Source organism: Geothermobacter hydrogeniphilus (genome assembly GCF_002093115.1).
GTDB lineage: Bacteria > Desulfobacterota > Desulfuromonadia > Desulfuromonadales > Geothermobacteraceae > Geothermobacter_A > Geothermobacter_A hydrogeniphilus.
On record NZ_NAAD01000031.1, the window covers coordinates 1 to 22,796 of the forward strand.

Consider the following 22,796-nt stretch of genomic DNA (forward strand, 5'->3'; position numbering starts at 1 on the left):
AGGCGTAGCGGCAGCTACGTCGGAATGACGAGGCGCGGGAGCAACGCAGCAGATGTGCGGATATCGGCCGCCCTCGCAGAAAAACCGCGGGGTCGCGGCCCCGCTCTCCGCCTTACTCTTGCCTGCTCGCAAGAGTAAGCAGAAAGAGCTTTCGCCTGCGGCGGGCATGGACACTACCCCTTGCTGACCATGCAGATGACGAAACCCGCGGCGCTCCCGTAGCTACGCCCGGCATGATGGCACGTGAGCCTGTCTACCCAGGAGGCAGACAAACGGGGTACACAGGGGAGCCTGAAAAACCACGCCTTAAAGGCATCCCCAGCACCACCGTCACAAGGTGGTCGAGACGTGCCCGGATGCAAGGCGCACGAAGACTGAAACCACAGGTGTAGCGGCAGCTACATCGAGGATCGAAGGCTGAGTGCAACGCAGCAGACGGGTGCGTATCGGCCGCCCTCGCAGCATGAGGTGTAGCGGCAGCTACGTCGGAATGACGAGGCGCGTGAGCAACGCAGCAGATGTGCGGATATCGGCCGCCCCAGCCCCTTATCGGCCGCCCCTCCTCCGCCCCGGCCAGTTGTTGATGCTTTCACTGATCTGCCCCCACATCCCCCGCAGCAGTCCCAGTTCAGCGCGGTCCGGACGGGCGCGGCTGATCAGCTGCCGCAGGCGGGTCAGGGTGGCTCCGGGGCAGGCCGGGTTGGTGAACCCGATCCGATCGAGAACGTCATCCATCTGCGCGTAAACCGCCTGCAGTTCCCCCTCTTCCGGGAGATCCCTCTCCTCTCCGACCATTCCCGGCCGACGATGCAGTTCATAGAGCAGCACCATCACCGCCTGGGCGAGATTGAGAGAACCGACCTCTTCGCTGCTGGCGATCCGCACCCCGGCGCCGCAGCAGGCGATCTCGTCACCGGTGAGACCACAGTCCTCGCGGCCGAAAACCAGCGCCGCCCGGCCCCCTTCGGGAAGCGCGCCGACCAGCTCCGGCAGCCGGCTGCTGGGATGCAGAGTTCCCCGCAGCCGACCGGCGCGCCGGGTGGCGGCGACACTCAGGTGAACATCGGCCAGCGCCGCCGGCAGGTCCGGATAGCAGCGCGCCGAGCCGAGCAGGTGATTGCCGGCGACGGCAAACTTGCGTGCCTCGGGATGCAGGTACGGGCAGGGATTCACCAGGCGCAGGTCGGAAATGCCGAAATTGGCCATCGCCCGACAGACCATGCCGATATTGCCGGGATGCTGCGGCTCGACCAGCACAACGCTGAGAGACTGGGGAAGGGGAGTCAGCATGGGCGTTATCATAGTCTGACAGATGCCCGATCGCCAGCGCTTTTACGCCCCGGACATATCATTGATATTTTCGATATCTGTCATCGGTTTTATCTGTAATAACGATTGGACATTCCAGGCCGGATCCCGTTTAATCCTGACCTGGACATGAGAACCGAATTTAATCACCGAGGAGAACCTGATCCATGAAACGTCTTGTTTTTCTGCTGTTCATCCTGCTGCTCGGCGTCGGCAGCGCCTGGGGAAAAACCGTCTCGGGAGAGGTGGTCATGACCTTCGACCTCTCCGGACAGCCATCCGGCCGGGAAGCCAGGCTCTGGATTCCCTACCCGATTTCCGATGCCGACCAGTTGATCAGCGATATCCACTGGGAAGGGGATTACAGTGAGGCGGCCGTCTACACCGACCGGGAAAACAGCATCCCGATACTCTACGCGCGCTGGGCGGCAGACGCCGACAGCCGCCGGTTGACGCTCCGCTTCAGGGCCGAACGCAGGGAACAATTACACCGGGACATCCCCCGGGCAGACGTTCCCCTCGACCGGGCCGCCTTCAGCCGCTACCTCAGCGCCACCAGCATGGGGCCGATCGACGGTCCGGTCAAGGCTCTCGCCGACCAGATCGTTGCCGGGAAAAAGACCAACCTGGAAAAGGCCCGCGCCATCTATGACTGGACGGTGGACAACACCTTCCGCGACCCGAACACCCGCGGTTGCGGCCTCGGTAACGTGCCGCGCCTGCTTGACCGTCCCGGCGGCAAGTGCGCCGACATCAGTTCCATCTATGTCGCCCTGGCCCGTTCGGCCGGAGTTCCGGCCCGCGAAATTCTCGGCATTCGACTGGGGAAAAAGGATGGCCAGGACATCACCGGCTGGCAGCATTGCTGGGCCGAATTCTACCAGCCCGGTTACGGCTGGGTGCCGGTCGACCCGGCCGACGTACGCAAAGCGATGCTGAAACAGAACCTGAAGCTCGGTGATCCGCAGGTCGCCGAACTGCGCGAGTACTTCTGGGGCGGTGTCGATGCCTACCGTGTCCGCCTCTCCGAGGGGCGGGATATCGAACTCAACCCTCCTCAGCAGGGACCGGCCGTCAACTACCTGATGTATCCCTTCGCCCAGGTCGGCGGCAAAACCCTGGACTGGCTCGATCCGCAGACCTTCCGCTACCAGATCACCTACCGACAGTAAACCTGAATCCGAACCTAACAGGGGACGGGCCCCCACGGAGCCCGTCCCCTTCCTTCAACTGTCAGTTTTTCCCCCGTCCCTTCACCGGCATCAGCACCTCGCCGTTTCCCTTCCGGCCCTTGGCGTCGGTTGCCTTCCAGCTGATCCTGACCGGTTGGCCGATGGTCAGCAGTTCAGGATTTTTCGGATGAACCACCACCGCCATGCCGAAAACCGACTGAAAGTAGTCTCCCGCCACTTCGCGACCATCTTCGGTTGCCAGACGGAAACTCTCAAGCTTCATCGGTCGATCAAAGTTGACCAGCAGTTCGGCGGGATGATCTCCACCGCGGGAAAAATCGGCCAGCACCACCAGCGGACGAGGAGACCCGGGCTCGATGACGCGACCGGTCGGAACGTCAAAACCATCGGCCGGCATCCCCGGCCAGGGAGAGCCGTTCAACGTCAGCACGACCTGCTTGACCCCGGGGAAACGCCCGGCGGTCTCGACCAGGACCGCGGCCATGATCTCCGGGTCGGCATCCGCGCCCGCCGGCAAGGTCAGGTTGATTTCCCGCTTGCCGGCCACCCGATTGGCCGTGACCGCGCGACTGCCCGAAGGGAACGGGTTGAAGAGCCCGCTCTGCTTCGGCAACCGCAGGTTCTCACCGGTCAACTGGTCGAGCAGCAGCTGCAGTTGACCATCCTCGCGATAAAAGAACAGGGGGAACGGTGCCAGGCTGCCGGAACCATCGTTGCGGGGCAGAAACCCGACCCGCACCCAGGCGGTCCCGGCCCTCGGGGTCGGCGGGGAACCAAAATACTGCCGGTAGGCATCATCGGCGATCACTTTCCCCGGGGAAGGTTGATCGGCGTTTTTTTCCTCTTTCCGATCACAGCCGGCAACCAGGGGAAGAAGCAGCAACAGCAGGAGCAGAGATCTCATCGGGTATCCTTTCGAGTTTCTGTTTATCCTGAATCCGCGCTTCCCTTGTCAGCAGACAGCGCAAGTCACGGATTCGGGTTTATTTTATCACGCGACAAGGCAATCACCGCGCCGGGATATCGAATCTTTGTTCGCACTCCTCTTCCCGGCACAAGATCCGTCGCTCTCCGGCAAGTCCTGAACAAGGCTCCGCTGTACGGCGATTATCCTATCATTTCTTAGGATGTTTCAAATTGTCTGTGAAAACGGTCATTTATAATTTTATACTTGTTTTTTTGGACAGTTACCGGCATTTTGAAATAGGAGTGTCGTTTTTGTTCCGATCATGGGGGGACCATGGAACCACTACGCGTCTTCATCATCGAACCCGCCGAAAGTATGCGAGAATCCCTCGCCCTGTTCGTACGCAATCTCGGCTATGAGGCCATTGCCTGCTCTTCTCCGGCCGTCTTCCCGTGCATTGACAACAGTCATTGCGAGACAGACAAGATCTGCGGCGACGCATTGATCGTCGGCCAGCATCTGCCCCAGCAGGCCGGCCTCGACTTTATTGCCCAACGCCTCGCCGGTCCCTGCCGCGGACTGGTAAAAAACATAACCCTCATCTGCCTCCCCTGGTCGATCGGCGATCAGCAACGGGCCGAAAGACTCGGCTGCCGCTGGCTCGAAACCCCGCTCGACCTCGGAGAATTGCGCGCCTGGCTGGCCACGATCGCCGAGAACCTCCCGGCCGACCGAAAACTGGTGCCGCTTACGGAACTGCTCGTTGACCGGGAAGACCGCCTGCCGGCTTAAGATATCTCCCGCGGTGCCCGCTGTCGTGGTAAAATTCGTCATCGATTCCACCCTTGGACAACCGGAGCCATTCATGAGCACTCCCGACGCCAATGAACTGCTGCCGCGACTGCTGGCGAGCAATGCCCTGCGCGCCAATCTCAGCAAACACATGACCCTGAACAAAATGGCGGATTCAAAGGCGGCGATGATCCTCACTGCGGCCTCCCTGGTCACCACCATCGCCCTGACCCGGATGCAGGATCTGCCGCTGGCGACAGTACTGATCCTGGCAGTGGCCGGCATCCTGGCGGTGATCTTTTCGATTCTCGCCATCATCCCCCCACTGCATGCCACCGGACAAACCAATTTCTTCTATTTCCGCTCCTTCGTCGAACTCGAAGAAGAAGAATTCATCGCCGGCTTCAAGCAACTGTTGACCGACAAGGAAAAACTCTACGACGCCTACCTGCATGAACTCTACTATCTCGGCAAGCACCGCCTGACCCGCAAGTACCTGCTGGTACGCAATGGTCTCTGCAGCCTGCTCGCCGGCCTGGTGCTAGCGGTGATCTCGGTTTTCCTTCCCCTCGGCGGAGGCGGATGAACACCCAGAGCCATGCCATTCTCACCTGCGCCCTGCTGCGATTCTTCGGCGGGGAGCGCGTCGCCCGGCTGCCGCGCATCAATCTGGTCCTCTGCTGCGGCGCCCTGACACCCGACATCCCCATCTATATCTTCCTCGCCTGGGGGAGTCTGATCGCCGGAATCCCCCAGCAGCAGCTCTGGAACGAAGTCTACTTTCAGCCCGGCTGGAGCGCCCTGATCGGAGCCTTTCATTCTTTTCCGCTGTGGGGCGCCGCCCTGGCCCTTTTCTGGTGGCTGAAACGCCCGCGTGCCGCCCTTTTCTGCCTGGCAGGCCTGCTGGGCGCGGCCGAGGATTTCTTCCTGCACCACAATGACGCTCACATGCACTTCTGGCCCTTCAGCCACTGGCGCTTCATCTCCCCGGTCTCCTACTGGAATCCGGCCTACCACGGCATCCCTGCCGCCCTGGCCGAAATCATCGTCGTCACCATCGCCGGCTTCTGGCTTCGACCACGGCTGGCGAGCCGCTGGGGCAAGGGACTGCTGCTGATCGCCCTGCTCTCACTGATCGCCAATCACGGCCTCTGGGTGATGATTTTCCGCTTTTTCTGACAAAAAAGGGAATCGCGGGGTATGCTTTGAAAAAGCGACAGGTATTTACCGCCAAGCCACTGAGAAAACCCACCAGGCGGCCGCCAAGACGCCAAGGGCGCCAAGAAAGACCAAACCGATAACGCTGAGACCGCTCTGAGACCGCTCGACCATGGAGGCAACTAAGACCCTTAGCCTTTGGCCTTTGGCCTTTGGCCCTTAGCCCTTTGGCCCTTGGCCGCCCCTGTTTTCAACCCTTCGAGGACTCAAATGAAAACACTCAAAAACAAAACCCTCTTCATCACCGGCGCCAGCCGCGGTATCGGGCTGGCGATTGCCAGGCGGGCCGCGGCCGACGGAGCGAATATCGTCATCGCCGCCAAGTCGAACGTTCCCAACCCGAAGCTGCCCGGCACCATTCACAGCGCCGCCGCCGAAATCGAAGCGGCCGGGGGGCAGGCACTGGCGATCAAATGCGACATCCGCAAACCTGAGGACATCGCCGCGGCTGTCAGCGCCGCGGTCGAGCGTTTCGCCGGCATCGATATCCTGATCAACAACGCCAGCGCCATTTACCTCGCAGGCACGCTTGAAACGCCGGCCAAACGCTACGACCTGATGCACCAGGTCAACACCCGCGGCACCTTCCTCTGCTCGCAGGCCTGCCTGCCGTATCTGCAACGGGCCGACAACCCGCACATTCTCAACCTCTCTCCGCCGCTGAACATGAACCCGCGCTGGTTCGGTCCGCACGTCGCCTACACCATGGCCAAGTACGGCATGAGCATGTGCGTCCTGGGGATGGCGGCAGAATTCCGCGAAGCCGGCGTTGCCGTCAACGCCCTCTGGCCGCGCACGGTGATCGCCACCGCCGCCCTGGCCATGCTCGGCGGCATGGTCAAGCCCGAGCAGTGCCGCACCCCGGAGATCCTCGCCGACGCCGCCCACGCCATCCTCTGCCGCGACAGCCGCGACTGCAGCGGCAACTTCTTCATCGACGAGCAGGTACTGGCCGAAGAGGGGATCGACGACCTTGAGCGCTACGCGGTCAAGCCGGGGACAGAGCTGATGACCGACCTGTTTCTGGAATGACATTCGTTGCCGCCGTCAAGAAATTCAAAAACCCGACTTAACGCAGAGGCGGGGAGCAGCAGAGGCGGAGAGAAATCCTTTGTCTGATCTTGTTTCCCTGCGTCTCCGCCTCTCTGCGTCTCTCCGTTAATAATCGGTTTTCCTGGAGCCTTTGGCGCGCTGGCGCCCCATCCGTCCTACTTATTCTTCCCAAAAACCACGATTAAGAGTAATATTCGTCCCCATGTGCGCCCTGCCACAACGTCGACAGACCTGGCACCTCTCACCCGGACAGGTGCTGCTGCTCTATTACGGCCTCGCCATCCTGCTCGGCGGGGCGCTGCTGTATCTGCCGCTGGCCAGCAACGGTCAACCGCTCTCCTTCCTCGATGCCGTCTTCACCGCCACCAGCGCCCAGTGCGTCACCGGGCTGGTGGTGGTCGATACCGGCAGCCGCCTGAGCTGGTTCGGCCAGGGAGTCGTGCTGCTGCTGATCCAGACCGGCGGTCTCGGCATCACCACCTTCTCGGTCTACCTGCTCTCCTATCTCGGCGGCGGGATGAGCCTTCGCGGCCGGCAACAGATCGAACAGACCCTGCTGCCGCAGCCCTATGCCTCGGTGCAGGAGCTGATCAGCAAAATTTTCCTGCTGACGATTGCCATCGAAGGTATCGGCGCGGCCCTGCTGGCGATCCGCCTGGTGCCGCAGCTCGGACTGGCACAGGGGCTCTGGAGCGCCCTGTTCCACTCGGTCTCGGCCTTCTGCAATGCCGGGTTCAGCCTCTTTTCCGACAGCATGGTCGGCTTTCAGGCCGACCCGCTGGTCAACCTCACCATCATGGGTCTGATCATCAGCGGCGGTCTCGGCTTCCTGGTGCTGCAGGAGCTGCTGGGGATGACCCGGAAACGGGAGCATGTTCGTCGCCGGCTGTCACTCCACAGCCGCCTGGTGCTGATGACCAGCCTGGTACTGACCCTTGGCGGCGCCCTGCTGCTGGCACTGCTGGAATTCCCCGGGGAACTGCATAAGATGAGCGCCGGCAACGGTTTCTGGATGGTCCTGTTCCAGTCGGTGACCGCCCGCACCGCCGGCTTCAACAGCATCGACCTGAACCTGCTCGAAGTCCCGAGCCTGGTGTTGATCATGTTTCTGATGTTCATCGGTGCCTCACCCGGCTCCTGCGGCGGCGGCATCAAGACCACCAGTTTCGCCCTGCTGTTCGCCATCATCCACAGCCGCCTGAAAGGTGACAGGCACACCAATATCTTCCGCCGCACGGTGCCGGAAGAGTTGACCACCCGCGCCCTGACCCTGGTACTGCTTTCGGTGGTCGCCTGCGGGGTGGCCATCTTCCTGCTGCTGGCCGTCCAGGTTCACGGGCTGCCGGCGGCCGAAAGCCGCAACGCGCTGCTCGACTACACTTTCGAGGCGGTCTCGGCCTTCGCCACCGTCGGCCTTTCACTCGGCGTGACCGCGAAGCTGGTGCCGCTGGGCAAACTGATCGTGATTGTCATGATGTTCATCGGCCGGGTCGGCATCCTCACCCTCGCCTTCGCCATCATCCGCCGCTCGGGAGGACGGGAGGTGCGCTATGCCGAGGAACAGGTGATGATCGGCTAGGAAAATCATGGGGCCGCCCGCGAGCATGGCTCGCTCAAGTCGCCAAGGGCGCCAAGAAACCCTTTTTTAACGGAGAGCCGCAGAGAAAACCAAAAGCAGTTTTTGGCTTAAATCCCATAAACCTCTCTCTGGCTCTGCCCCTCTGCATTGAAGGCTTTTTCCTTCTTGGCGTCCTTGGCGTCTTGGCGTCCAATAGCATTTTTTATCTGCTTGCATCCGCGGTCAAAACTAGGGAGTTCGACCATGAAAAAATTCTGCGTTATCGGCGCCGGCAACTTCGGCTTCAACATCGCCCGTACCCTCTATGAAGACGGCCACGAAGTGCTGGTGATCGACAACAACCGCAGCCACATCCAGCAGGTCAGCGACCATTGCTCGGTGGCGATGGTCGCCGACGCCGCCGACAAGGAGTTTCTCGCCGCCCAGGGATTGGCGGAGATGGACGCAGTGGTGGTCGCCATCGGCGAGCGTTCCCACGCAGCGACCCTGGCGACGCTGTTTCTCAAGGAACTGGGAGTGAAGCGGCTGGTGGTCAAGTCGGTCAACGAGGATCACGGCCGCATCCTGCGCAAGGTCGGTGCCGACGAGGTCGTCTACCCGGAAAAGGACATGGCGATCAAGACCGCCCGCAACCTCGCCAGTCCCAACATCCTCGACATGCTGACCATGGCCGAAGGCTACAGCCTCAACGAGATCGCCCCGCCGGCCGGGTTCATCGGCAAGACCCTGATCGAACTCGACCTGCGGCGCAAATTCGGCGTCTACGTGCTCGGCATCAAGGATGTGCTGACCGACGAATTCCTGCTCATGCCGCCGCCGGACCGCCAGATCCGCGACAGCGACATGCTGCTGATCTTCGGCAAGGCGACGGACGTGGACAAGGCGTCGCGCTGCTGAACCGGCTTACCGGCGGCGCCGGCGGGGATGACCCGCCCGCCTGCCAACTGGCCGGGAGGCTCTGCTCTGGGATACCTGAATCAGTGAGCTTCACGTCGGCGGATAGCACAAGTCATTGACCTGCCTACGCTTCCCAAAAATCACCGGCGAACCTAAGGGTGCGCCTTAGATTTTTGAAAATCGTATCCAGGCCAAGCACTTGCACTCTCCATCCAACAGAAACTCACTGATTCAGGGTATAGTTCGGGGGACAGTTGACGTGGGAACACATTCAGAAATCCGCCCCGGGGGGATCACGGATAGACCCGTGGCAACACCTCGGCCCGCTCCAGTTCAGGAAGGTTCGCAGTTCGAACCTTCCCAGTGCTGATATTTATCACCGGTTTTCACCTCGAAGCCGGTGCCGTCACAGTCGATCACCTCACCTTGCTGGTGGGTCACCATGTGTTCGACTTTGCGGACCTTGCCTTCGTGGACAGCCTGACAGAGTCGGCGCGTTTCCTTGTTTTTCATTCTCCACTCCTTTCACCAGGCAATCTGCTGTTGTGTCCTGTCTTCCATTATACCTGAAGCAGGCGCACCGGCTCAAACCGGCGGCCAACGGTCTCGCAACAGGCTGAAGGCGATGCTCCACATCACCAGACAGACACTGACATCAAGCAGCCGCCAGGAAATCGGCCGACGAAACAGCGGCGCGAGCAACGGCCCTCCCAGGGCCAGCAACAGGAACCAGGCCAGTGATGCCGCGACCGCACCGCTACCGAAAATCCAGCGTTGTTCGAGAGGATATTGACCGCCGATGCTGCCGATCAGGACCAGGGTATCGAGATAAGCATGGGGATTGAGGAAGGTCACCGCCAGGGTCCCCAGAAGCAATTCGCGCAATCCCGGCAGGGCGTCATGGTCAGGCTCCAGGGCGGCGCCCCGCAAGGCCGAGCGCAGGGCCGCGGCACCATACACAATCAGAAACAACGCCCCGCCCCAGGCGGCCCAGGCGGCCAGTCGCGGGCTGGAAGCCACGATGCTGCCGACCCCGGTCAGGCCGAGAGCAATCAGCAGAACATCGGCCGAAGCACAGATCAGGGCGATCAGCAACGGGCGATTGCGCCGCACGCTTTGCGACAGCACAAAGGCATTCTGCGCCCCGATCGCAATGATCAACCCGGCACTGAGACCGAACCCCTGAAAAAACAGACTCTGCATGTGGACCTCCCGCTCAATTCGAGAGGGAGCATAACGAAGGGCCGCCATCATGTAAAATTAATTGTTCTGAAACAATATAAGCAATGCTAATATCCAGGCATGCTTGATTATCGTCTTCTGGCGGCGCTTGCCGCAGTCGTTGAAACCGGCCGCTTTGACCTTGCCGCCCGGCAGTTGCTGATCACCCAGTCGGCCGTCTCGCAACGCATCAAACAGCTTGAGGAGCGCCTCGGACAGGTGCTGTTGATTCGCGACAATCCCCCTCGTCCGACCCCTGCCGGACGCCGGTTGCTGACGCATTTTCGCCAGGTGCGCCTGCTTGAAAACGAGTTGCCCGCCTCCCTGCTCGCAGAGGACACCGAGGCAACGACCAGCCTGCCGATCGGCATCAACGCCGATTCTCTGGCAACCTGGTTCTGGAAAGCGGTACGGCCTCTGCTGGACGAGCATGAACTGTTGTTCGATCTGCGTGTCGCGGACCAGGACGTCACCGAACGGTTGCTGCGCCAGGGAGAAGTGGTCGGCTGCATCAGCGCCACCTCCAAACCACCCCAGGGCTGCCGGGCCGGTTATCTCGGCACCATGGTCTACCGGCTCTGTGCCGCGCCATCCTTTCACCAACGCTGGTTTCCGACAGGGTTGACCCTGTCAGCAGCGGCACGCGCCCCCGTGGCCATCTACAACCGACAGGACGCGCTGCACCGTCGGCTGCTGGAACGCAGCTGCGGCCGCGCCCCGCGCCGCTGGCAGGCCCATTACATTCCCTCGCAGGAAGCTTATAACACCTTGATTGTGGATGGATACGCCTACGGTTGCATCCCCGAACAACAGTGCCGCCCGTTGCTCGACAACGGTGCGCTGGTCGATCTGGCGCCCCACGCCCCCGAACCGGTGCGGCTCTACTGGCACAGCTGGAATCTCAGATCCTCGCTGCTGCGGGAACTCGAACAGACCTTGCAACGCGGAGCCAAAATACTGTTGCTGCAGGAAGAACATCCTGAGGGTTGAAAGATCTTCCCGGCGGATCGGTTTTCCCGGGGATAACCGCCAACCTCGAATCACTCAGTCCCGCAGCAGGCGGATCACCGCTTCGGCCGTCGCCGCACTGGACGCCGGATTCTGACCGGTCACCAGCTTGTCGTCGACCTCGACATGGCTCGCCCAGAGTTCACCGGCGACAAAATCGGCTCCCTTGGCGCGCAATTCGGCTTCCAGCAGGAAGGGTACCGCATCCTCGAGTCCGACCGCCCGCTCTTCGGCATCGGTAAAGGCGGTCAGGGTCCGTCCGGCGACCAACGGCCTGCCGTCACTGAGGCTGACCTCGACCAGCGCGGCCGGTCCGTGACAGACGGCGGCAACAATGCGCCCGGCCTCGATCTGACTGTGCAGCAGGGCCTTGAGCACCGGATTCTCCGGCAGGTCGAACATGGCACCATGCCCCCCGGGCAGAAAGATGGCATCAAACTTGTGCAGTTGCAGCTCATCCAGGGAAGCGGTCTGCAGCAGAACATTCTCAGCCTCCCGCCAGGCGACGACCTTGTCCTCGTCCTCGATGCTGCGGGGGTCAATCGGCACGTTGCCGCCCAGCGGACTGGCAATGGAGACTTTCAGGCCGGCCTCGCGAAAAAGCTGCCAGGGGATGGCGAATTCCTCCAGCCAGAGCCCGGTCGGTTTACCGGGGGCGAGTTCATCGTGACTGGTGACAACCATCAGAACGGTTTTATTCAGAACTGGCATGATCCAACTCCTTTCCTCTTCCCTGGCCGGCAGGGTCTTTGTACCTGAATCTGTGAGTTCCTGTCGGAGGGAGAGTGCAAGTGTTTGGCCTGAATGCGGTTTTCAAAAATCTGAGGCGCACCCACAGGTTCGCCGGTGATTTTTGGGAAGCGCCGGCAGGTCAATGACTTGTGCTGTCCGTCAACAAGGGGCTCATTGATTTGGTATTTAAAGCATATCGCTTCCTCGCCGGGATACCAGTCTTCCCGAGGCCGATTCAACCCAGATCCACCGGCTGTTTTGCGGACCGAGGGTGGTGGGACGGGTGGAGATGCGAGGCGCCGCGCCGATTCGGGCGGAAACGCAGCCGAGCTACGTTGAGCACCGAATCGGTGAAGGCAACGAAGCGGATTCATCCGTAACGACACCCGAATCCCGAAATTGCCGGTGGATTTGGGTTCAGGCTGTGCATTCCTGACTTAAATTGATATGGTTAGGGCTATGAGTACCCTGATCAAACCCGACCTGCAGCAACCCCTGACCGACCCCGGCCTGCTGACCGATTTCCTGCGCCGCGGGGCCCGCCCCCCCGAGGAATGGGGGGTCGGCGCCGAAACCGAGAAACTGGTCATCGAAACGGCGACCGGTGAAGCCGCTTCCTGGTCCAGGGTCGGAAAGCTGCTGGAAGTCCTCGCCGCGGAGGGCGACTGGCAGCGGGTTCATGACAACGGCCAGCTGATCGCGCTGCTGGGGGAATATTCCTCCGTCACCCTGGAACCGGGCGGACAGATCGAACTTTCGGGTCGTTTCTGCCCCGACATCCACTGCTGTGAAGGCGACTTTATCGCCCACATCAGCAACATCGTCCGTGTCGCCGCACCGCTCGGCCTGACCTTTCTCGGTCTCGGCGTCCAGCCCTTCACGCCGCTGGAGAAGATCGACTGGCTGCCCAAGGCCCGCTACGGCATCATGGGCCCCTACATGGAACGCACCGGCGACATGGGCCAGCGGATGATGAAGCAGAGCGCCGGGCTGCAGGTCAACCTCGACTTCAAGGACGAGGAGGACGCGCTCTTCAAGCTGCGCCTCGGCCAGGCCCTCGCGCCGCTGCTCTACGCCCTGTTCGCCAACTCGCCGCTGCTTGACGGCAGACCGAGCGGCTTTCTCTCCACTCGCGGTGAAATCTGGCAACGCACCGACCCGGACCGCTGCGGCCTGGTCCCGAGCCTGTTCGAACCGGGTGCCGACCTGCAGACCTACACCGAATACGCCCTCGACGTGCCGATGTACTTCATCGTCCGCGACGGCCGCTACATCGACCTGACCGGCGAACGTTTCAGCTTCCGCCGTTTTCTGGCCGAAGGCTTCAGCGATGCGACGGCGACCCTCGGCGACTGGGACCTGCACCTCTCGACCCTGTTCCCCGAAGCGCGACTGCGACCGCAGGTCGAGGTCCGCACTGCCGACAGCCTGCCGCAGCACCTGACCCTCAGCGTCACTGCCCTGCTCAAGGGACTGTTCTACCACCGCGACGCGGGAGAACACCTGCTGAAGCTGATGTGGGGGGGCGATCTGGAACGCCTGCAGCAGAGTTATCGCGATTCCTGGCGCCTGGGACTGAAAACCCGCCACGGCCGCCATAGCCTGCATGACATCGCCCGGGAGGCGCTTGCCGCGGCACGCGAGGGACTGCGGCAGCAGCAGCGCCTCAACCATCGCGGCAGCGACGAAACCTGCTACCTCGACGACCTCGAACCGCTGGTTGCGAGCGGTGAAACCCTGGCCGACCAGCTGCTGGCCCGCTGGAGCGGTGACCGAACCAGGGATTTGGCGCTGCTCAAGGAACATTGCGCCTTCCACCTTTGACCGATACATGATTTCAGACACTTGCATAAGCTCACCTGCTGATCCCCCGAAAACCCGCGAAAAACTGCGCTTTGAGCCTTGAAATATTTTTCCGTTCCTGTTTGAATGGCGCCAATTCCCAGCCTGGAGGAGATAATGACGTCAACCCCCCTGAACCTTGACCTGGCCCGCCCGGCCGTCGATACCATCCGCCTGCTCGCCGCCGACATGGTCGAGAAGGCCAATTCCGGACATCCCGGAACGCCGATGGAAGCTGCTCCCATCGCTTACCTGCTGTTCGCCCGGCATATGCGCTACAACCCGAAAAATCCCGATTGGGCCGGCCGCGACCGCTTCATCCTTTCCTGCGGTCATGCCTCGGCCCTGCTCTATTCGATGCTCCATCTGACCGGCTACGAGCTGAGCCTGGAGGATCTGAAAAACTTCCGCCAGCTCGGCAGCCCGACCGCCGGGCATCCCGAATTCGGCCACGCGCCCGGCATCGAGACCACCACCGGCCCCCTGGGCCAGGGGATCTCGGTCGGCGTCGGCATGGCCATGGGCCAGCGCTTCCTGCAGAAAAAGGTGAGCGACAAACTGTTTGACAGCACCATCTACGGGCTCTGCTCCGACGGCGACCTGATGGAAGGGGTCGCCTCCGAGGCCGCCTCCCTGGCCGGCACCCTCAGGCTCGGCAACCTGGTCTATCTCTACCTCGACAACAAGATCACCATCGAGGGAGACACCCAGCTCGCTTTCACCGAGGAGGTCGCCACCCGCTACCTCAGCTACGGCTGGCAGGTGCAGCATGTCGAGGGAGAGAACCTCAAGGATCTCGACCAGGCGATCGCCCGGGCGAAGCACTCGCCGCGGCCGTCGCTGATCATCGCCCGCAGCCATATCGGCTTCGGCGCGCCGACCAAGCAGGACACCGCCGGCGCCCACGGCGCCCCGCTGGGCAGCGAGGAACTGGCCGGCGCCAAGACCTTCTTCGGCCGCAAACCGGAGGAGAGCTTCGTCATCCCGTCCGAGGTCAAGAAACACATGGAGGAGGCCGTCGCCCGCGGCGCCGAACAGGAAGCCGCCTGGCAGACCTCCTTCGAGACCGAGTTGAAGAACAACGAGGCCCTGCAGGCCTGGCAGCGGGCCGCCGCCGGGGAACTGCCCGAAGGCTGGGACGAACTGCCGGTCTTCGCCGCCGGGGAGAAACTCGCCACCCGCCAGGCGAGCGGCAAAGCCCTCAACGCCCTGGCGCAGAAACTCCCCTTCCTGCTCGGCGGTTCGGCCGACCTCGGTCCCTCGAACAACACCACCCTGCAGGGCGAGGACTCCTTCACCGCCTGCACCGTCGGCCGCAACATCCACTTCGGAGTCCGCGAGCACGCCATGGGTTCGATCCTCAACGGCCTGGCCCACACCCCCGGGCTGATCCCCTTCGGCGGCACCTTCGCCATCTTCGCCGACTACATGCGCCCGCCGATGCGCCTGGCGGCGATGATGGGGCTGCGGACCATCTACGTGCTGACCCATGACTCCATCGGTCTCGGCGAAGACGGTCCGACCCATCAGCCGATCGAGCAGCTCGCCAATCTGCGCGCGGTGCCCAACCTGACGGTGATCCGCCCCGGCGACGCCAACGAAACCGTCGAAGCCTGGAAGGCGGCCATCGCCAATACCAAGGGCCCGACGGCGCTGATCCTCTCCCGCCAGGGATGGGAGACCTTCGACCGCGACAAGCTCGCCCCGGCGGCCGAACTGCACAAGGGCGGCTATGTCCTCTCTGCCGAACAGGGTGAACTGCAGGCCATCATCATCGCCACCGGGTCCGAACTGCCCCTCGCCATGCAGGCCCAGGCCGAACTGCAGGCCGAAGGGATCGGCGTGCGGGTGGTCTCGCTGCCGAGCTGGGAACTGTTCGAACAGCAGGGACAGGACTACATCGACCAGGTGCTGCCGCCCGCATGCGCCTGCCGGGTGGCGGTCGAAGCCGGCTCCACCTTCGGCTGGGAGCGTTACGTCGGCCGCGGCAAGGTGGTCGGCATGACCGGCTTCGGCGCCAGCGGCCCGGCCGGCGAACTGTTCAAACATTTCGGCATCACCGCCGAAAAGGTCGCCGCAGCGGTCAGGGAACAGCTCTGACCCGTCAGTCGGCTCCACTTTCAGGCTTCAAAAACAGAACGGGTAGCCGAAACCGGCTGCCCGTTCTGTTTATCACCTGCATCATGATACACCTTCATGGGATTCGTCATCCCACGGCGTCTCATCGACGCTAAGCCGGCCCGCTCCATGCACGCCGCCATCCGTAACTGTTTTTTTGTGGAAGGGCCAATTTGTAACTGTTTTTCAAGATCCAAACGCGTTTTTTTTCGATCTCTGCCGTTTCAACCGATCAACAATTTTTCTGCAAACCCCTCCCTTGTTGCGGAGTCCAGATGCGGATCAACAGAAAACTCTGGAGCCTGCTCCCCCTGGAGCAGATTGACCCGGGAGCCCGACAGCAGATTTTTGACTGTCTCCGGGATGACCGCGTTCTGCAGATGGCGGTGATGCCGGATGTCCATACCGGCTACGACCTGCCGATCGGCGGGGTTGTCCTGGTCGAGGGGCATGTCTCGCCCGGCTATGTCGGCTACGATATCGGCTGCGGCATGTGCGCAGTCAACACCGGCATCCCGGCCGCGGACCTGCTGCCGGACCAGGCTGCCGGGAAGGACCTTTTCACCCGCATCATGCAACAGATCCCGACGGGACTGGGCGGCCATCACCGCTCTGATCCATACCCGCCGTTTGTTTCAGCCGGCGAAGACAAGGCCCTGACCACCAAAGTCAACCGCAGCGTCAAGGGGCAGCTGGGAAGCCTCGGCAGCGGCAATCATTTTATCGAAATCTCCGCGGACCGGCAGGGGCGGTGCTGGATCACAGTCCATTCCGGATCGCGCAATGCAGGGCATTCGGTTGCCGGCTACTACATGGCTCAGGCCAGGCGAATCGGGGACCGCTTTCTTTCGCTTCATTCGGAGATTGGACAAGCCTACTTGCGAGACATGATCTACTGCCAGAACTTCGCCCTGGCCAACCGGTTGAAGATTGTCGAAGGCGTGTTGCGGATCATGGGATTTTCCGCTGCCGACATCGGCCGCCTGACAACCGAAAACCTGATCAATGAAAACCACAACCATGCCGAATTGCAGGACGGCAATCTGGTGCTGCATCGCAAGGGGGCGACCCCGGCAACTGACGGTCAGAAAGGCATCATCCCTGCCAATATGCGTGACGGCATCTATGTCACGGTGGGACTTGGCAACCGGGACTATCTCCAGTCGGCCTCGCACGGTGCCGGCCGGGTCATGAGCCGTTCGGAAGGCAGGCGTCGGGTCAAACTGGATAACTTTCGTGAGTCAATGAAGGGGATCATCGCCAGGGTGGACAAGGCGACTCTGGACGAATCGCCTTTTGTCTACAAGGAGATCGGCTCTGTCCTGGCGGCCCAGGAGGGTGTGGTGATCGAAGTGATCAACCACCTGCGCCCGCTGGTGAACATCAAGGGGGCATAACAAAAGACGCGAGCATGAGGGGACAGTCCAGCTTTACTGCCTTAACAGCCTTTCAAGCCAGTCTTCCATGACGGCGATTGTAAGACACGGGTTGCCACTTAAATGGCATTATGCCCCTGAAATATTAAGATATTGCGTTCTTGCAAATCCCAAAAGCACGACATATAAATCCCAATCACACGAACAGAGGTGGATTTCGTTATCGAGAATGCCATGGGAGAATTGATCGGAGTGGAAGTGAAAGCCGCCGCTACCGTCCAGGGTCGGGATCTGCGTGGACTGAAACGTCTGGCCAATGTTGCCGGAAAACAGTTTCGACTGGGGGTCATCCTGTATGATGGCACCGAAACCCTGCCCCTTGGTGACCGTCTCTGGGCGGCCCCGCTGTCATCGTTATGGGGCGGATAGGAATATAAGGGCAAGCCATGGTGGATTACAGGCGCTTATGGCAAACTTGCCATCTTGCAATCCTGACCCTATAGGTTTTCCCAGAATTTAATGCGGAATTTCAAATACAATAATGCACGTCCTCTATTGGCCTGATGGGAATTCAATCTTGAAAATTTGCTGAATATAACATAGTATGTCGAAAAACCTTCGACATACTATGCAAAATAAAACGGTTTCTTCTTGACCATGAGCGAAAATCTGCGCCAGTCCATCCCTTTTGAGGAATTCGACTACCAGGCCCTTATGGGCGCCCTGGCCGACTATGCCTGTCCCCGGGACAAGGTGACCGAGCTGCTGGCCAAGGGGGACATCATCCGGGTCAAGAAGGGACTGTACATCTTCGGGGAGAAATGGCGCCGCAGGCCCTACTCGCGGGAGATTCTCGCCAATCTGCTCTACGGTCCCTCCTGCGTCTCTCTCGACTATGCACTGCACTACCATGGCCTGATCCCCGAGCGGGTCGAGGCTGTCACCTCGGTGACCCCAAAGCGCGCCTCGCGTTTTACCACCCCCGTTGGCCTCTTTTTCTACAGTTGCGTCCCGGAGGCCGGCTTCGCCCTTGGCATCGGCCGGGTAGAACTCGAAGACGGTCGGGCCTTCCTGATCGCCGTTCCGGAAAAGGCCCTGGCGGACAAGCTCCGCAAGGAGCGGGGCCTGGGGCTGAGAACCCAGAGGGAGTGCCTAGAGTACCTGGTGGAGAATTTGCGGATCGAAGAGGCGGCGCTACGGGAAATGAGCGCCGACTTGCTCGATGAACTTTCTCGGGCCTGTCGCTCGCCGCGGATTGCCCTGCTGGCCAGGCTGGTACGACGTCTGGCACGGAAAAAAGGCTAGTCATGCGTGAACTTGTCGCCCAGATGTTTGCCAAATACGACTGCCAGCGGGTTGAGGATGCCTCCCGGGCACTGCGGGAAATCCTCCAGGAACTGGCCCTGCTCGGCCTGTGGCGGGCCAAGTTCTTTGAGAGGGCCGCTTTTTACGGTGGGACCGCCTTGCGCATTCTGTATGGGTTGGACCGTTTTTCCGAAGACCTCGATTTTTCCCTTTTGCGGCCCATGCCTGATTTCAGCCTGGGGCGCTACAGCCAGGCGCTGGAGCGTGAACTGGCGGCCTTTGGTTTCGAGGTGCGGGTGGAACAGAAGGGGAAGGCCGTCGCGACGGCAGTACAGTCGGCCTTTTTGAAGGCCGACACCGCCAATGAACTGCTGGTCATTCAGGCCGGCGAGCCCATCCGCCGCCAGATTCCGGCCGGCCAGGTTACCCGAATCAAAATCGAGGTTGACACCGCACCGCCGCCGGGCTTTGCCACGGAAAACAAGTTCTTGCTGCAGCCGATCCCCTTCAGTGTTCGCAGTTACCGTCTGCCCGACCTGTTCGCCGGAAAGATGCACGCCGTACTCTGTCGGCGCTGGAAAAACCGTGTGAAGGGCCGCGACTGGTACGACCTGATCTGGTATTGTGCCCACCATCCGGAACTGCATCTGGCCCATCTGGAGCAGCGGATGCGTCAGAGCGGCCACTGGAACGGGACGGCAAGCCTCAGCCCCGATTCGTTCCATGATCTGCTTGCCGGGAGCATCGGTCGGCTTGATGTCGATCAAGCCCGCAGGGAGGTTCTGCCGTTTGTCCGAAACCCGGAAGCACTGGCCGTCTGGTCACGGGAGTTTTTTCTCGACGTGGTGAGGCGGATCAGGTTCGTCTGAATAACGGTGACGGGAAGGGGACGCTCCTGCCTTATTGCCTTAGCAACCTTTCAAGCCAGCCCCTGGCCTCTTTGTCCGCCTGAATCAACAATTCACCCCTTTGCGCCGCACGACTGACAGAAGATGAGCCCATCTTGAGGATTTTGCCGACCGCTGCCCCCGAATAATTGAACTGGCGCACTGCGCAGTAACAGAAAAGAGCGCGAGCCTTTGATACCGGCCCTCCCCGAGCCCTGCGCCGCAGACCGGCGGTCGGCAATTTGCAGTAAGCCTCGATTTCGGTCTGCAATGTGTCCAGGTCCAGCAAGAGAGAGGGGGCTTGGTCAAGCAGTCCCTGTTTGCGAAGTGCTGCCACAAAGTCTCCACTGCCGAGTACACGCTCATCAAAATCCTGCAGATCTTCGCTGGCGGTTTGCAGGGCCAGGCTGCGGCGCAGGCCGCCGCCCACGAGTTCAGGCCGCTTGCCCTGGTCAACACCATCCTCGATAAATTGACGATAGTTTTTTTGTGCCGTCTTCTTCCGTTTTGAAAAGAGGGGCAAAACCCTGTCCCCAGGGAGTCCGATGGTTCTGCCATGCCCGAGCAGTTCCGCATGACCGCACCACGGAAAGCGATCCAGCTCGTCCAGCTCTTTGACCAGATTGGCCCGCAGGGGGTTGAGATGGATGTAGCGGATCAGTTCGAGCAGATAAGTCTCCTCTTCGCAGACAAACGATTTGTACCGATTCTGGAAAAGATGGCCGCTGCGTCCATGACGGCGATTGAAAGAGACGGCATAACCGGTCAGCAGCCGGCGCATGAAGTGCGACAGTGTGGTTCTGCGGGGACAAAGCAGCAAATGGAAATGATTGGGAATCAACGCCCAGGCCAGGCATTCAGTCTCTGTTTCAGCAAGCAGGGATTGCAGTCGATCCACAAAGTTGCGCCGATCTTCATCATCGCGAAAGATGGTGCTACGCTCGATGCCGCGGACAATGACGTGCTGCAGCAGGTCAGGAATGTCGATACGGGGTTGTCTCGGCATGGTGGGAGTTTAGCGAGGGGATGGCGTTAATGCAATAATGCAGGTACGTCCCCTATTGGTTAAGTTCTTTGAGAGGGCCGCTTTTTACGGTGGGACCGCCTTGCGCATTCTGTATGGGTTGGACCGTTTTTCCGAAGACCTCGATTTTTCCCTTTTGCGGCCCATGCCTGATTTCAGCCTGGGGCGCTACAGCCAGGCGCTGGAGCGTGAACTGGCGGCCTTTGGTTTCGAGGTGCGGGTGGAACAGAAGGGGAAGGCCGTCGCGACGGCAGTACAGTCGGCCTTTTTGAAGGCCGACACCGCCAATGAACTGCTGGTCATTCAGGCCGGCGAGCCCATCCGCCGCCAGATTCCGGCCGGCCAGGTTACCCGAATCAAAATCGAGGTTGACACCGCACCGCCGCCGGGCTTTGCCACGGAAAACAAGTTCTTGCTGCAGCCGATCCCCTTCAGTGTTCGCAGTTACCGTCTGCCCGACCTGTTCGCCGGAAAGATGCACGCCGTACTCTGTCGGCGCTGGAAAAACCGTGTGAAGGGCCGCGACTGGTACGACCTGATCTGGTATTGTGCCCACCATCCGGAACTGCATCTGGCCCATCTGGAGCAGCGGATGCGTCAGAGCGGCCACTGGAACGGGACGGCAAGCCTCAGCCCCGATTCGTTCCATGATCTGCTTGCCGGGAGCATCGGTCGGCTTGATGTCGATCAAGCCCGCAGGGAGGTTCTGCCGTTTGTCCGAAACCCGGAAGCACTGGCCGTCTGGTCACGGGAGTTTTTTCTCGACGTGGTGAGGCGGATCAGGTTCGTCTGAATGACGGTGATGGGGAGGGGACGCTCCGGTGGATTCAAATTGCAAGTGCACCACGAGCGACAGTTCTCATTCAACAAATAAATAATGTCCATCAAGCTCGCCAGGCGCTTATGGCAAACTTTCCATCTTGCAATCCTGACCCCGTAGGCTTCTGACCCCGTAGGCTTCAATGCAGGTACGTCCCCTATGGTCCTTGCGCTCTGGAAAATCCTAATCACACGACACATAAATCCCAATCACACGAACAGATACTCCCGAATACCGGTTGACACAATCCCAATCGCACGCTAGAATTCCGGCTATGATTCAAACAAAGTCTCTCTACCCTCGCCTTCTTGAAAAACAAATTGACGACGCATTGGCAGACACCCCGGTGGTTCTGGTAGCCGGACCGCGTCAGGCGGGAAAAACGACACTGGTGCGGCAACTGGCTTCAAGGGAGATGCGCTACCTGACGCTGGATGACCAGCTGACCTTGCTGGCCGCACAGGAAGATCCAACAGGTCTTGTCAGAAACCTGGCCCGCGCGATCATCGATGAAATTCAACGCGCCCCACAATTGCTGCTCGCCATAAAAAAAGCGGTTGATGAAGACCGACGCCCCGGCCGCTTTCTGCTGACGGGTTCGACCAATCTGATGACCTTGCCGACCGTTGCCGATTCGCTCGCCGGTCGCATGGAGACCCTGACCCTGTTGCCATTGTCGCAAAATGAAATTCACGGCGGCAGCACAAACTGGATCGAGCGTGCCTATGAGGGACGGATTCCAGACGTAAAACAGGTTTTTCTGGGCGAGAAGCTGGATCAAATTGTCCTTCAGGGAGGCTATCCGGAAGCGATTTCCCGCGCCACACCGCGCCGCCGGGTGGCATGGCACCGCCAATATATCGATGCCATTATCCAGCGCGACGTGCGGGAGGTGGCGGATATCGACAAGCTGGACCTGCTGCCCAGGTTTGTGCAGGCATTGGCCCAGGTTTCCGGACAACTGTGCAATTATTCCCGGGTGGCCGGACAGGTGGGACTGGATCACAAGACGGCCGCCCGCTACCTTGGTGTCCTGGAACAACTGTTCCTGCTTCGCCGGATCGAACCCTGGGCTCATAACCGTCTGAAACGCATGGTCAAAACGCCCAAAGTGCAGTTCCTCGATTCCGGCCTGCTGGCTGCACTGGCGGACATAACTCCCGGACGAATTCACCAGGACCGTGCTTGTTTCGGCACCATTCTGGAAACTTTTGTTTTCAGCGAACTGCTGAAACATTCCATGACCGCGAACAGCACATATCGCCTGCTGTATTACCGGGACCACGATCAATACGAGGTGGATTTCGTTATCGAGAATGCCATGGGAGAACTGATCGGAGTAGAAGTGAAAGCCGCCGCTACCGTCCAGGGTCGGGATCTGCGTGGACTGAAACGTCTGGCCAATGTTGCCGGAAAACAGTTTCGCCTGGGGGTCATCCTGTATGATGGCACCGAAACCCTGCCCCTTGGTGACCGTCTCTGGGCGGCCCCGCTGTCATCGTTATGGGGCGGATAG

22 protein-coding genes are annotated in these 22,796 nt (G+C 60.7%); 16 read left to right on the forward strand and 6 right to left on the reverse strand.

Translation table 11 applies throughout. The features are described 5' to 3' along the window. Positions 1-546: 546 nt before the first annotated feature. Positions 547-1,290 (reverse strand): RNA methyltransferase, encoded by a 744-nt coding sequence (locus tag B5V00_RS15625; protein WP_172399785.1) that lies wholly within the window; start codon positions 1,288-1,290, stop codon positions 547-549. 185 nt (positions 1,291-1,475) lie between these two features. Here B5V00_RS15625 and B5V00_RS15630 point away from each other — a divergent pair, with 185 nt between their 5' ends. Next, on the forward strand, positions 1,476-2,480 hold the full coding sequence (locus B5V00_RS15630; RefSeq protein WP_085011740.1) for a transglutaminase-like domain-containing protein: 1,005 nt from the start codon (positions 1,476-1,478) through the stop codon (positions 2,478-2,480). Positions 2,481-2,541: 61 nt separating this feature from the next. Here the strand turns inward: B5V00_RS15630 and B5V00_RS15635 are convergent, their stop codons facing one another. Beyond that, the gene (locus B5V00_RS15635) at positions 2,542-3,405 is read right to left on the reverse strand and encodes a GerMN domain-containing protein (protein ID WP_085011741.1); all 864 of its coding nucleotides are present in this window, start codon (positions 3,403-3,405) and stop codon (positions 2,542-2,544) included. 336 nt (positions 3,406-3,741) lie between these two features. On the opposite strand from B5V00_RS15635, the gene B5V00_RS15640 reads away from it, so the two are divergent. From B5V00_RS15640 to B5V00_RS15665, 6 genes are all read left to right on the forward strand, one after another. Then, positions 3,742-4,200, forward strand: a complete 459-nt coding sequence (locus tag B5V00_RS15640; protein ID WP_085011742.1) for a hypothetical protein — start codon at positions 3,742-3,744, stop codon at positions 4,198-4,200. Positions 4,201-4,273: 73 nt separating this feature from the next. After that, entirely contained in the window at positions 4,274-4,786 is a 513-nt protein-coding gene (locus B5V00_RS15645; protein ID WP_085011743.1) for a Pycsar system effector family protein, read from the forward strand. Next, on the forward strand, positions 4,783-5,379 hold the full coding sequence (locus B5V00_RS15650) for a hypothetical protein (RefSeq protein ID WP_085011744.1): 597 nt from the start codon (positions 4,783-4,785) through the stop codon (positions 5,377-5,379). Before B5V00_RS15645 ends, B5V00_RS15650 begins: the two co-directional genes overlap by 4 nt. Positions 5,380-5,628: 249 nt before the next feature. Further along, positions 5,629-6,450, forward strand: coding sequence for an SDR family oxidoreductase (locus B5V00_RS15655; RefSeq protein WP_085011745.1), 822 nt, complete (start codon positions 5,629-5,631; stop codon positions 6,448-6,450). Between the two features lie 223 nt (positions 6,451-6,673). Further along, entirely contained in the window at positions 6,674-8,050 is a 1,377-nt protein-coding gene (locus B5V00_RS15660; RefSeq protein ID WP_085011746.1) for a TrkH family potassium uptake protein, read from the forward strand. Between the two features lie 210 nt (positions 8,051-8,260). Next, a complete protein-coding gene (locus B5V00_RS15665) occupies positions 8,261-8,947 on the forward strand; it encodes a potassium channel family protein (protein ID WP_281249723.1) in 687 nt (228 codons plus the stop codon). Positions 8,948-9,280: 333 nt separating this feature from the next. Here the strand turns inward: B5V00_RS15665 and B5V00_RS15670 are convergent, their stop codons facing one another. Together B5V00_RS15670 and B5V00_RS15675 are read right to left on the reverse strand one after the other, a co-directional pair. Beyond that, the gene (locus B5V00_RS15670; protein ID WP_085011748.1) at positions 9,281-9,460 is read right to left on the reverse strand and encodes a hypothetical protein; all 180 of its coding nucleotides are present in this window, start codon (positions 9,458-9,460) and stop codon (positions 9,281-9,283) included. A gap of 72 nt (positions 9,461-9,532) precedes the next feature. Next, on the reverse strand, positions 9,533-10,150 hold the full coding sequence (locus B5V00_RS15675; protein WP_085011749.1) for a LysE/ArgO family amino acid transporter: 618 nt from the start codon (positions 10,148-10,150) through the stop codon (positions 9,533-9,535). A 99-nt stretch (positions 10,151-10,249) separates the two neighbouring features. Between B5V00_RS15675 and B5V00_RS15680 the strand changes: the two genes are divergently transcribed. Further along, complete coding sequence (locus B5V00_RS15680; protein WP_085011750.1) at positions 10,250-11,158, forward strand: LysR family transcriptional regulator ArgP; 909 nt, start codon at positions 10,250-10,252, stop codon at positions 11,156-11,158. A gap of 54 nt (positions 11,159-11,212) precedes the next feature. Here the strand turns inward: B5V00_RS15680 and B5V00_RS15685 are convergent, their stop codons facing one another. Continuing rightward, positions 11,213-11,878: a type 1 glutamine amidotransferase domain-containing protein gene (locus B5V00_RS15685; RefSeq protein ID WP_085011765.1), complete on the reverse strand. Its 666-nt coding sequence runs from the start codon at positions 11,876-11,878 to the stop codon at positions 11,213-11,215. A 489-nt stretch (positions 11,879-12,367) separates the two neighbouring features. On the opposite strand from B5V00_RS15685, the gene B5V00_RS15690 reads away from it, so the two are divergent. From B5V00_RS15690 to B5V00_RS15715, 6 genes are all read left to right on the forward strand, one after another. Then, positions 12,368-13,732, forward strand: a complete 1,365-nt coding sequence (locus B5V00_RS15690) for a glutamate--cysteine ligase (protein ID WP_085011751.1) — start codon at positions 12,368-12,370, stop codon at positions 13,730-13,732. 135 nt (positions 13,733-13,867) lie between these two features. Continuing rightward, positions 13,868-15,850, forward strand: a complete 1,983-nt coding sequence (gene tkt / locus B5V00_RS15695) for a transketolase (RefSeq protein ID WP_085011752.1) — start codon at positions 13,868-13,870, stop codon at positions 15,848-15,850. 293 nt (positions 15,851-16,143) lie between these two features. Then, on the forward strand, positions 16,144-17,265 hold the full coding sequence (locus B5V00_RS15700; RefSeq protein ID WP_085011753.1) for an RtcB family protein: 1,122 nt from the start codon (positions 16,144-16,146) through the stop codon (positions 17,263-17,265). Between the two features lie 189 nt (positions 17,266-17,454). Next, positions 17,455-17,673 carry a hypothetical protein gene (locus tag B5V00_RS15705; RefSeq protein WP_085011754.1) on the forward strand — a complete coding sequence of 73 codons (219 nt, stop codon included), beginning with the start codon at positions 17,455-17,457 and terminating at the stop codon, positions 17,671-17,673. Positions 17,674-17,901: 228 nt separating this feature from the next. Beyond that, positions 17,902-18,549, forward strand: coding sequence for a type IV toxin-antitoxin system AbiEi family antitoxin domain-containing protein (locus B5V00_RS15710; RefSeq protein ID WP_085011755.1), 648 nt, complete (start codon positions 17,902-17,904; stop codon positions 18,547-18,549). A 2-nt stretch (positions 18,550-18,551) separates the two neighbouring features. Further along, positions 18,552-19,418, forward strand: a complete 867-nt coding sequence (locus B5V00_RS15715) for a nucleotidyl transferase AbiEii/AbiGii toxin family protein (protein WP_085011756.1) — start codon at positions 18,552-18,554, stop codon at positions 19,416-19,418. 31 nt (positions 19,419-19,449) lie between these two features. Here B5V00_RS15715 and B5V00_RS15720 read toward each other — a convergent pair whose 3' ends face one another. Further along, the gene (locus tag B5V00_RS15720) at positions 19,450-20,442 is read right to left on the reverse strand and encodes a transposase (protein WP_085011757.1); all 993 of its coding nucleotides are present in this window, start codon (positions 20,440-20,442) and stop codon (positions 19,450-19,452) included. A gap of 37 nt (positions 20,443-20,479) precedes the next feature. Between B5V00_RS15720 and B5V00_RS15725 the strand changes: the two genes are divergently transcribed. Both B5V00_RS15725 and B5V00_RS15730 read left to right on the forward strand, forming a co-directional pair. Further along, the gene (locus B5V00_RS15725) at positions 20,480-21,253 is read left to right on the forward strand and encodes a nucleotidyl transferase AbiEii/AbiGii toxin family protein (RefSeq protein WP_085011758.1); all 774 of its coding nucleotides are present in this window, start codon (positions 20,480-20,482) and stop codon (positions 21,251-21,253) included. 301 nt (positions 21,254-21,554) lie between these two features. Then, entirely contained in the window at positions 21,555-22,796 is a 1,242-nt protein-coding gene (locus B5V00_RS15730; protein ID WP_085011759.1) for an ATP-binding protein, read from the forward strand.

Coding starts and splice junctions, on each gene's coding strand:
- B5V00_RS15625 (WP_172399785.1), bottom strand. CDS start 1,290: ATGCTGACTCCCCTTCCCCAGTCTCTCAGCGTTGTGCTGGTCGAGCCG.
- B5V00_RS15630 (WP_085011740.1), top strand. CDS start 1,476: ATGAAACGTCTTGTTTTTCTGCTGTTCATCCTGCTGCTCGGCGTCGGC.
- B5V00_RS15635 (WP_085011741.1), bottom strand. CDS start 3,405: ATGAGATCTCTGCTCCTGCTGTTGCTGCTTCTTCCCCTGGTTGCCGGC.
- B5V00_RS15640 (WP_085011742.1), top strand. CDS start 3,742: ATGGAACCACTACGCGTCTTCATCATCGAACCCGCCGAAAGTATGCGA.
- B5V00_RS15645 (WP_085011743.1), top strand. CDS start 4,274: ATGAGCACTCCCGACGCCAATGAACTGCTGCCGCGACTGCTGGCGAGC.
- B5V00_RS15650 (WP_085011744.1), top strand. CDS start 4,783: ATGAACACCCAGAGCCATGCCATTCTCACCTGCGCCCTGCTGCGATTC.
- B5V00_RS15655 (WP_085011745.1), top strand. CDS start 5,629: ATGAAAACACTCAAAAACAAAACCCTCTTCATCACCGGCGCCAGCCGC.
- B5V00_RS15660 (WP_085011746.1), top strand. CDS start 6,674: ATGTGCGCCCTGCCACAACGTCGACAGACCTGGCACCTCTCACCCGGA.
- B5V00_RS15670 (WP_085011748.1), bottom strand. CDS start 9,460: ATGAAAAACAAGGAAACGCGCCGACTCTGTCAGGCTGTCCACGAAGGC.
- B5V00_RS15675 (WP_085011749.1), bottom strand. CDS start 10,150: ATGCAGAGTCTGTTTTTTCAGGGGTTCGGTCTCAGTGCCGGGTTGATC.
- B5V00_RS15680 (WP_085011750.1), top strand. CDS start 10,250: ATGCTTGATTATCGTCTTCTGGCGGCGCTTGCCGCAGTCGTTGAAACC.
- B5V00_RS15690 (WP_085011751.1), top strand. CDS start 12,368: ATGAGTACCCTGATCAAACCCGACCTGCAGCAACCCCTGACCGACCCC.
- tkt (WP_085011752.1), top strand. CDS start 13,868: ATGACGTCAACCCCCCTGAACCTTGACCTGGCCCGCCCGGCCGTCGAT.
- B5V00_RS15700 (WP_085011753.1), top strand. CDS start 16,144: ATGCGGATCAACAGAAAACTCTGGAGCCTGCTCCCCCTGGAGCAGATT.
- B5V00_RS15710 (WP_085011755.1), top strand. CDS start 17,902: ATGAGCGAAAATCTGCGCCAGTCCATCCCTTTTGAGGAATTCGACTAC.
- B5V00_RS15715 (WP_085011756.1), top strand. CDS start 18,552: ATGCGTGAACTTGTCGCCCAGATGTTTGCCAAATACGACTGCCAGCGG.
- B5V00_RS15720 (WP_085011757.1), bottom strand. CDS start 20,442: ATGCCGAGACAACCCCGTATCGACATTCCTGACCTGCTGCAGCACGTC.
- B5V00_RS15725 (WP_085011758.1), top strand. CDS start 20,480: ATGCAGGTACGTCCCCTATTGGTTAAGTTCTTTGAGAGGGCCGCTTTT.
- B5V00_RS15730 (WP_085011759.1), top strand. CDS start 21,555: ATGATTCAAACAAAGTCTCTCTACCCTCGCCTTCTTGAAAAACAAATT.